Consider the following 8172-nt stretch of genomic DNA (forward strand, 5'->3'; position numbering starts at 1 on the left):
ACCCCAAACCCCAAACCCCAAACCCCAAACCCCAAACCCCAAACCCCAAACCCCAAACCCCAAACCCCAAACCCCAAACCCCAAACCCCAAACCCCAAACCCCAAACCCCAAACCCCACGAAAAACTTTTTGCCGCAAACCCTAAGTAAAAAATTTTTATAAACTTCTTGACAAAACCAGGGAGATAAATGCTAATATTAAAAAGGTTTGTCCAATGGGGATTAGCCAAGCGGTAAGGCAGCGGGTTTTGGTCCCGCCATTTCCTAGGTTCGAATCCTAGATCCCCAGTTTAAAAATTTTTATCGAAAAAATCAGGTCTAAAACCTCGCCTTTTAAGGCGAAAAGTTTTTGGAGCGGGGCATAAATCCCCGTTACAAAAACGGCCTCCTGCCCCCGGCCTCCGGCCCCCGGCCTCCGTTATCCCCAATCCGCCAATGATCGAGAATATCCTCGATCAAAGCTTCCTTTAGCCAAATACGACCGATAAGCGTCAGGGGAACCGCCAGAAATAGCCCTAAAAAGCCAAAAATCGAGGCGAAAAACAACTGGGCCAACAGGGTAAAAGCGGGTAAGAGCTTGAGCGACCGCACTGTTAAAATGGGCAGCGGTGAATGACGGTCGAAATATTGAATTAACAGATAAATACTGCTGTAGAGTAGTAAAACCGCCCAGGGTTGCCAGGGAGCTTCCAGAAGGGCGATAGAAAAGGGTAAAATCGTGCTTAAAACTGGCCCGAGGTTGGGGATAAAGGTGAGAAATCCCGCGAGAATAGATTGGGAAAAAGCGAGGGGAATGCCGATCAGGGATAGACCCAGGCAACTGCCCAAGGTCATAATCAACATATGACAGAAAATCCCTTTCAGCCAAGCTTTTAAATCTCGATCGCACTGTTCTAGGATCGATCGTACCCTAGAACGGTAGAAAGCAGGAAATAAACGCAGAAAACAACGGTAGTAAGCGGCAGGATCGGCGAGAATCATCAAGCCCAGGGCAACAATTAGCAGTAAGCTGAGGATAATGCCGAAAGTACCGTAAAAAATGCTTAAACCCCGGCCAGCAATTTGGTTAATCAGGGGTTGTAATTGAGCGAGCAGTGTTTTAAAGTCCGGTAAGACACTGGCCAGACTAGGATCGAGATAATCCTCAAGACTATGGACTTGTCCCCAGAGTCTTTCTATAGCTTGGGGTAATAAACTAAATAATTGGCGAAATTGTTGGACTAAAGCGGGTATAATCCCCACAAACATACCGATAATACCAATAAAGAAGCCAAAAAGAGTGATAATTAGGGCGTAGGAACGCTTGAGGTGATGACGCTGCCACCAAGTCACAGCCAAATTTAAAATCTGAGCCAGAAGAATCGCCATCAATAATAATAAGAGAATCTGTCGAATCTGCCAGAGAATCAACAGACAAAAGACTAACAGAACTAAACCGAGGCTGCTGCCAAAAGTCATGATGAGTAAGGAGAAAAATTCCTAATCAGTTATTGTCCGTCTCCAGAGGGCAAAAACCGTGAGCAGAAAAGGAGTAAAAACCAGAATTAAAGTGTTAAGAGGACTGGGAGCGATCGATAATAAAGGGGCAAGATATTTAATTCCCAGGGAAATGAAAGCCGATATCAAGATTATTTTTATAATCAAGCCGCTCATAGATCAATGTTTAGGTGACACAAGCACTATCTTATCCCTGAAGAGGGTAAAAATTGCTCAAAATGTGGAAATCATACCCCATCAGTTTTATTAATACTAGGGCGAAGTGGCTAGATTTTCTGGGGGAGGTCGGTTCAGAGGGAACAGGAAAGTGTGAGACAATAGAAAGAAAAGGCTTAGTCAAGTAACTAGAGATTTTCATTGCTAGGACTTAAGACTTAATGGCCAGGATGAATCTTGACAGCAAATAAGATTTACCCTGTCCACCGCCCCTATCGTGCCGCAAATAGTCACCGTGATCACTTTAACTCTTTTACACCCCAGCCAGGCCACGCCCCTACAACATTGGCAATTTGACAATGATCAATCAACCATTCTCATCGGCAGGGCGCTGGATAATCATGTAGTTCTCTATAGTGCTGTGGTTTCGAGGCGGCACTTAGAAATCCGCCATAATGAGCACGATGATTGGGAATTGGAAAATTTAGGGGCAAATGGGACGTTTGTCAATGGCAAACCGATCGAGAAAACCGCCGTCGTCGATGGTATGGTGGTTCGTTTAGCCGCCCCTGGCCCGCAAATTCAAATTCGTCTCATCGATGAGGACGAGCAACCAAAATTAATCCTCAAACCCCTAGAGGCTCCTTTGGTGGGCGACCAAATCCAGCCAGAAAAGGATACTATCGCCAGCTAGAAAATATTAAATTTTTATAAAGTTTTTTCAATTTCCCTAACAAAATGTAAAAATAGATACAGAATAATCAATAAGATCTTTTCATTTGTTGTCCCTATATAGGGACGACAAGGGGGATTAAAGTCACTTTAAAGCATTGCAGGGAGTCGGTGATATGACGTTAGCCTATCGAGGAGTTAAGTACGAAAGGGATTCTCTCCCCTTGGAGATGAATACTGGAGATATCGGGGGTAAATACCGAGGTCAACACTGGAATCACCATTATCCTCGCCATATGCTCCAATTAGAGCCGAAACTGCATCGTCAGTATCGTGGAGTTGCCTACAGCACCCGTCCTCATCTTGCTGGGCAAGTCACCCCAAACACTTGTCCGTTGCCCGTTGTCAAACCCCCTGTTGTTGTCCAAGAGGAAACCCTTTCTAGCATCCATCTGAACAATATTCGTCGTCGTCTGGAACGTCGTTTACAAATCGCTCAAGAGAATGGTGACGAAACCCTCGTTAATCTCTTGAAAAAAGAATCCCAAGACTTAGCCTTAAACTGCTAGATTAGCAGTTTTTTTACCACTTTCCCCCCGGTTTTGCTGGGGGGAATATTTTTGGGCGCAAAAATGCCTAAATCTTCCCCCCGCTCACTCCCAGGGCCGGCACTTTTTGATTTTAAAAAAACCTAAAGATATTATCCAACAAGATTTTTAGATTTTTTCAGCCAACTCTAGTTAGGAGTTTACAAGCTTTTAATTATATTAGGTCGAGGTCTATTTTAGTTCGGGTTCGGATTGGGGCGTTGTATCATTTCCACAACATTTTTGATACCTTGGATAAAAGTTTTAAAACTACGGGATTTATTTTCAGTTAGGAAAAGATGGGGGGCAATCTGTTTAGAGTGGGTTCCTGCATAATACTCTTTCACTAGCTTTTTTAATTCTTGTTTGGCCGAGTTAAGCAGGTCCGGTTCTCTGTATTTACTTTTATTTTGTTTTTGGCCGAGACTATTTAAATTATACGCCTTTTCAACCGCTGCTAAATCTCCCAGAAACCAAGATTCTAATTCATGGCAAATAATCCGAATTAAGACTTGAGCATCACTGGCATTTTGACAAATTTCCCCTAGGTCTTTTTTGAGTTTTTGACAGTCGTGGGAATCCTGATCGTGAACAATAATAAATTTGGTATTGGGACTAGATTTATTGAAAGCTTTGAGTTTTATAGGAATAGATTTTGCTAGGTCTTGTTTGCCTTGATGACTAATACATATATAGCTGATTTCTGGGGGAATAAGCTTAGGCAAAAGTTCTTCTAACACATTTTTTATAGATGACTCTTCTAGCAAAAATACGATATCATAGTTCATTATGGTGCTACTCCTTTAAACCAGCCTTGATTCCAAAGATAGCCGGGTAAATCGCCTTCCGCTACTAAGTTTTTGAGGATTTCGCTATCGGCAGCCCTATGGATTTGGGTGATACCTTGGGATTTAATTAGCCAGAAAATACTAGCTAGTGGAACCGCATTGATAAAATCGGGGGAGTGGCTAGAAACAAATACCTGACCCCCCTGATCGCTATAGTGGGCGAATTCTTCGGCTAGTTCTTTTAATAAAGTAGGATAAAGTTGGTTTTCTGGTTCTTCGACACAGAGTAGGGGATGAGGATTGGGATCGAATAGTAATATTAAATAAGCGAACATTTTCATAGTCCCGTCAGAAACATAGCGATCAATAAAAGGGTCTTTAAAGGCCTGATCTTGAAAACGTAAAATCAAGCGACCGTCTTCGGTTTCTTTTGCTTCCACAGAGGAAATACCCGGAACTCGTTGTTTCATTTTTTCGAGAATTTGCTGAAAAATTTTGGGATATTGTTGATAAATATATTGAGCGACTGTAGCTATATTGTCGCCGGTGGTGGATAAGTGTTCAGCATAAGATATTTCTTGACTTCCTCTAGCTTCGCTAATATGAAAGTCAGAAACGTGCCAATTTTCAATCAGAGAACGAAAGGCTGTAGCGGCTTTAAAACGTTGAAATTGTCCTAATCCTTTGATTGCTAGTATGTCGTTAGATTCTAGCTGTTGTTCTTCTCGATCGAGTTCTTTATCCGGTTTACTAAAATCTTCTTCGTTGGTGATAGCATATCCTTGACCAAGTTTAAAATCTAAAAAATGAAAAGGTGCACCGTGTTCACCCCGTTTATAGCGAAGTATTTCGCGTTTGATAACGGGACGATTATTGTTTTGTCCAATTATAAGTATATAAGTAACCAGACGTTCTGTATCTAAGATTTTCATGGGAAATTGCAGCTCGATTTCAATATCTTCCTGTTCTTGACCTCTAGTGATAATTTCTCTATAACCGCCGCGAATTTGTAAAGCTTGGCGAATGTTGTTTTTAAGGGCATCTCGCAGAAACCCAAAAATATCAAATAGAGTAGATTTTCCCGTGCCGTTAGCTCCAATAATCACGCAAAAAGGGGGAATATCTCTTATGTGTATATTTTTAAACATACGATAGTTTTTTATTTTAATAGAAACAATTTTCATGATATAATCGAGTCATTATATTTTTTTTGATTATACGATTGATCAGGTGAAGATTGATCAATTAGCCAAAAAAGCCAGAGATTAGGTTCTCTGGGAAATTGGGGGGTAAATCAGCTAGAAACTAGAGAAGCAAGCTCAACAATCACAGAATCCCGTCTTAGCTTCACCAGACTCAACACAAGTTGCCCAAAATAGCGTAAATTGTCTATAAATTTGTTCAACGACTTAAATTAGTACAAATGTTTGACTGTATTATCATCGGTGCGGGACCAGCAGGAGCGACGGCGGGTTATCATCTAGCTAAAAAGGGACGATCGATCCTAATCCTCGATAAAGTTAAATTACCCCGTTATAAACCCTGTGGTGGGGGGGTATCCCCGGCAATTAAGCAGTGGTTTGATTTTGACTTTACCCCCGTGATTGAGAATACCGTCACGCAAGTACAGTTTACTTGGAAACAGGGGGATGCCGCCACCACTAAGTTAAATATGCTAGAACCGATGTGGATGGTACAAAGGGATCATTTCGATGATTTTTTAGGTCAACAGGCGATCGCAGTCGGGGCAACCATCCAAGATAACAGCGAAGTTACCCAGATCAAATTCGTCCAAGATCACTGGCAAGTTACCACATCCCAAGGAACATTTTCAGGTAAATATCTGATTGCTGCCGATGGTGTTAGGGGCAGTACCAGTCGCTGGTTAGGATTACCGGCGAAAAACGAAGCGCTCGGTGCTACTCTGGAAATTACTAACGCAGAAGCGACTATTCCCCCCCAAAAAGCTTTTTTTGATTTTGGTTCCCTAAAAAATGGCTATATCTGGGCTTTTCCCAAGTCTAATGGTTACACAATTAGCGGCGCTTGTTTTAAGGGCAGCATCAAATCCGAGGAGCTAAAAAAACAACTGTTAAATTATGCCCGTCAAAAGGGCTGGAATTTAGAGGATTATCGCTATAGTGAGTATGCTTTAGCCCTTTGGAACGGAAATCAACCGCTACACGCCCAAAATGCCCTAATTACAGGAGAAGCGGCGGGTATTCTCGATCCTCTCATCGGTGAGGGTATCCGTCCGGCAATTTTGACGGGAGTTAAGGCAGCCGAGGCGATCGATCGAGCTTTAGCCGGAGATAATCGGGCTTTAGCGGGCTATAGTCGGATAATTCGGGAAGAATGGGGGGAAGATATGGCTTTAGCAGCCAAATTAGCTGGTTTATTCTATCAATTTACCCAAATCGCTTACAATGTCGCCGTTAAACGGCCGATCGCCGGTCAACTGATGGGACGTATTCTCGTGGGAGATTTAAAATACCGGGATGTTACGGAACAAGCGATGCAACAATTGAAAAAGCGTTTACTGCCCGGATTCGGTTGGTGATAACACCTCACGCACCAGGGTGGGGGTGACTCGATCGCTAATGGTGACTTGGCCGATCGCCGTTGGTAAAATAAATCTAACTTGGCCATCTTTAACCTTTTTATCGGCAGTGAGAGCATTTACCATCTCATCGGCATTTAAAGGCGGAATACGGGTTTCTAAGGCGGCTTTTTCGATTAGATCGGTTTGACGTTGATTTTCCCCGGCGGTCCACATTCCCAGTTTAACAGCGATCGCTCCTGCCGCCACCATCCCCAGGGCCACCGCTTCCCCGTGGTTAACGCTAGTATATCCCGTTAAACTTTCAATGCCGTGGGCGATCGTGTGACCATAGTTTAAGATCGCCCGCAAACCCGCTTCTTTTTCGTCTTTGCTTACCACATCTGCTTTAGCTTGGCAAGACTTTGTAATAATTGTTTGCAATAGCTCGCCATCGATCTGAGAAAAACTAGCTAAATTGTCCGAGTCTTCTAACTGTTGAAATAACTCAGCATCCCAAATTACACCGTATTTAATCACTTCTGCCATTCCTGCCCGAAATTCTCGCACGGGTAGGGTTTTAAGCACGTCAGGATCGATCAGAACTAATTTCGGTTGATAAAACGCCCCGATCAGATTTTTGCCCTGGGGATGATTAACACCAGTTTTACCCCCGATGGAAGCATCTACCATGGCTAACAGGGTGGTGGGAACTTGGACAAAATTAACGCCCCGTAACCATGTGGCTGCCGCAAATCCCGTCATATCCCCGATTACACCACCACCGAGGGCAACCATAGTCGAGGAACGTTCCAGCCGGTGAGCGAGGGCGCTATCATAAACTTGGGCGATCGAATCGAGGGTTTTATAATTTTCGCCGGCGGGGATCAGATGAGTAGAAACGACAAAGCCCGCTTTTTCTAGGGAATTAACGGCTGTATGTCCGTAATAGTCAACAATTTCGGGATTAGAAACCAATAAAACCTTTTTACCTAAGTTTAACCGGCTCATTTCTGCACCGAGATTAGCTAAACTGTCCTTCTCGATCAGAATATTATAGGAGCGATCGGGTAAATTAACGGGAATACAAATAGCCATAGGGTGTGGGGAAGTAGGGTGTGGGGTGTGGGGTGTGGGGTGTGGGGTGTGGGGGAATGGGGAAGTGGGGAAGTGGGGAAGTGGGGAAGTGGGGAAGTGGGGAAGCTGTCTCATCACCCTATCACCCCAAAACCCTATCACCCTATTTCCTGACGACCGACTCCTGACGACCGACTCCTGACTCCCGATAGCCAAAAAGATGATCGGTTATTGACGCAGCTTAGTCAACTCTAACAGCAGACGAGAGGATAAAAAACAGATAAAGCTCTCTCCCAGAAAGAGACTTAATTGCCCACTGTCAGCGATCAAGTCTGTGGATAATTGTAGGGGAACTAGGCCGCGGACTAGGGCAAAAGCTGCCACTGTACCATCTTTGAGATGGGGATTATCATCGTTACGGACGACATAACGATAGGTGACACCAAAGAGAAATCCGCTAATTATCGCCCCGGATATCTTGACAAAAGCGCCAATTACTGTGAGCGATTCCCCTAACAATAGTCGATCAACAATTAAAAATAGCAGATAGGGAACCAGGAAAGCCAGCGCCGAGATACTCCCCACCTGTATGGATTCGATTCTTTCCTTGAGCGTAATTTGCACGATCGCCTCTCTAAAACGGAGTCACTGATGAAGTATTATCGAAAATTTGGGTTGAAAACCTCGCCCTTTAGGGCGACTTTATGTTAGCATTAAATTGAGTCGTTGACTTTGGGAACGCAGGAAACAAGCGACACTCCGTAATCCCTAAATCTCTAACCATCACTGGTACAAAAGCTTTCATCGTAAGTCCACATGGTAAGAGCGAAAAACAATTAAATACTGTGGGACACACA

The 8172-nt window shown here is 43.6% G+C and carries 9 protein-coding genes and 1 tRNA gene; 4 read left to right on the forward strand and 6 right to left on the reverse strand.

The features are described 5' to 3' along the window. Nucleotides 1–215: 215 nt before the first annotated feature. Nucleotides 216–288: transfer RNA gene (locus O9300_RS02780), tRNA-Gln, on the forward strand. Between the two features lie 83 nt (nt 289–371). Here O9300_RS02780 and O9300_RS02785 read toward each other — a convergent pair. Continuing rightward, nucleotides 372–1457: an AI-2E family transporter gene (locus O9300_RS02785; RefSeq protein WP_287969909.1), complete on the reverse strand. Its 1086-nt coding sequence runs from the start codon at nt 1455–1457 to the stop codon at nt 372–374. A 21-nt stretch (nt 1458–1478) separates the two neighbouring features. Continuing rightward, complete coding sequence (locus O9300_RS02790) at nt 1479–1625, reverse strand: hypothetical protein (RefSeq protein ID WP_287674240.1); 147 nt, start codon at nt 1623–1625, stop codon at nt 1479–1481. A gap of 322 nt (nt 1626–1947) precedes the next feature. On the opposite strand from O9300_RS02790, the gene O9300_RS02795 reads away from it, so the two are divergent. After that, on the forward strand, nt 1948–2346 hold the full coding sequence (locus tag O9300_RS02795) for an FHA domain-containing protein (protein WP_147072426.1): 399 nt from the start codon (nt 1948–1950) through the stop codon (nt 2344–2346). A 154-nt stretch (nt 2347–2500) separates the two neighbouring features. Further along, the gene (locus O9300_RS02800) at nt 2501–2893 is read left to right on the forward strand and encodes a DUF4278 domain-containing protein (protein WP_287969911.1); all 393 of its coding nucleotides are present in this window, start codon (nt 2501–2503) and stop codon (nt 2891–2893) included. Nucleotides 2894–3108: 215 nt separating this feature from the next. On the opposite strand, the gene O9300_RS02805 is transcribed toward O9300_RS02800, so the two are convergent. Then, nucleotides 3109–3699: a DUF4276 family protein gene (locus O9300_RS02805; RefSeq protein ID WP_287969912.1), complete on the reverse strand. Its 591-nt coding sequence runs from the start codon at nt 3697–3699 to the stop codon at nt 3109–3111. Next, nucleotides 3699–4883 carry an AAA family ATPase gene (locus O9300_RS02810; protein ID WP_353851538.1) on the reverse strand — a complete coding sequence of 395 codons (1185 nt, stop codon included), beginning with the start codon at nt 4881–4883 and terminating at the stop codon, nt 3699–3701. Before O9300_RS02810 ends, O9300_RS02805 begins: the two co-directional genes overlap by 1 nt. A 239-nt stretch (nt 4884–5122) precedes the next feature. On the opposite strand from O9300_RS02810, the gene O9300_RS02815 reads away from it, so the two are divergent. After that, complete coding sequence (locus O9300_RS02815; RefSeq protein ID WP_287969915.1) at nt 5123–6259, forward strand: geranylgeranyl reductase family protein; 1137 nt, start codon at nt 5123–5125, stop codon at nt 6257–6259. On the opposite strand, the gene aroB is transcribed toward O9300_RS02815, so the two are convergent. After that, on the reverse strand, nt 6236–7336 hold the full coding sequence (gene aroB, locus O9300_RS02820) for a 3-dehydroquinate synthase (protein ID WP_287969919.1): 1101 nt from the start codon (nt 7334–7336) through the stop codon (nt 6236–6238). The two genes, O9300_RS02815 and aroB, sit on opposite strands and share 24 nt — an antisense overlap. Nucleotides 7337–7543: 207 nt before the next feature. Continuing rightward, the gene (locus tag O9300_RS02825; RefSeq protein WP_287969917.1) at nt 7544–7939 is read right to left on the reverse strand and encodes a hypothetical protein; all 396 of its coding nucleotides are present in this window, start codon (nt 7937–7939) and stop codon (nt 7544–7546) included. Between the last annotated feature and the right edge of the window lie 233 nt (nt 7940–8172).

It is taken from the genome of Microcystis sp. LE19-195.1E, assembly GCF_027532095.1.
Classification (GTDB): domain Bacteria; phylum Cyanobacteriota; class Cyanobacteriia; order Cyanobacteriales; family Microcystaceae; genus Microcystis; species Microcystis aeruginosa.

What these genes read in the sequence shown, in the direction of transcription:
- O9300_RS02785 (WP_287969909.1), bottom strand. Translation starts at nt 1,457, where the DNA reads ATGACTTTTGGCAGCAGCCTCGGTTTAGTTCTGTTAGTCTTTTGTCTG.
- O9300_RS02800 (WP_287969911.1), top strand. Translation starts at nt 2,501, where the DNA reads ATGACGTTAGCCTATCGAGGAGTTAAGTACGAAAGGGATTCTCTCCCC.
- O9300_RS02805 (WP_287969912.1), bottom strand. Translation starts at nt 3,699, where the DNA reads ATGAACTATGATATCGTATTTTTGCTAGAAGAGTCATCTATAAAAAAT.
- O9300_RS02810 (WP_353851538.1), bottom strand. Translation starts at nt 4,883, where the DNA reads ATGAAAATTGTTTCTATTAAAATAAAAAACTATCGTATGTTTAAAAAT.
- O9300_RS02815 (WP_287969915.1), top strand. Translation starts at nt 5,123, where the DNA reads ATGTTTGACTGTATTATCATCGGTGCGGGACCAGCAGGAGCGACGGCG.
- aroB (WP_287969919.1), bottom strand. Translation starts at nt 7,336, where the DNA reads ATGGCTATTTGTATTCCCGTTAATTTACCCGATCGCTCCTATAATATT.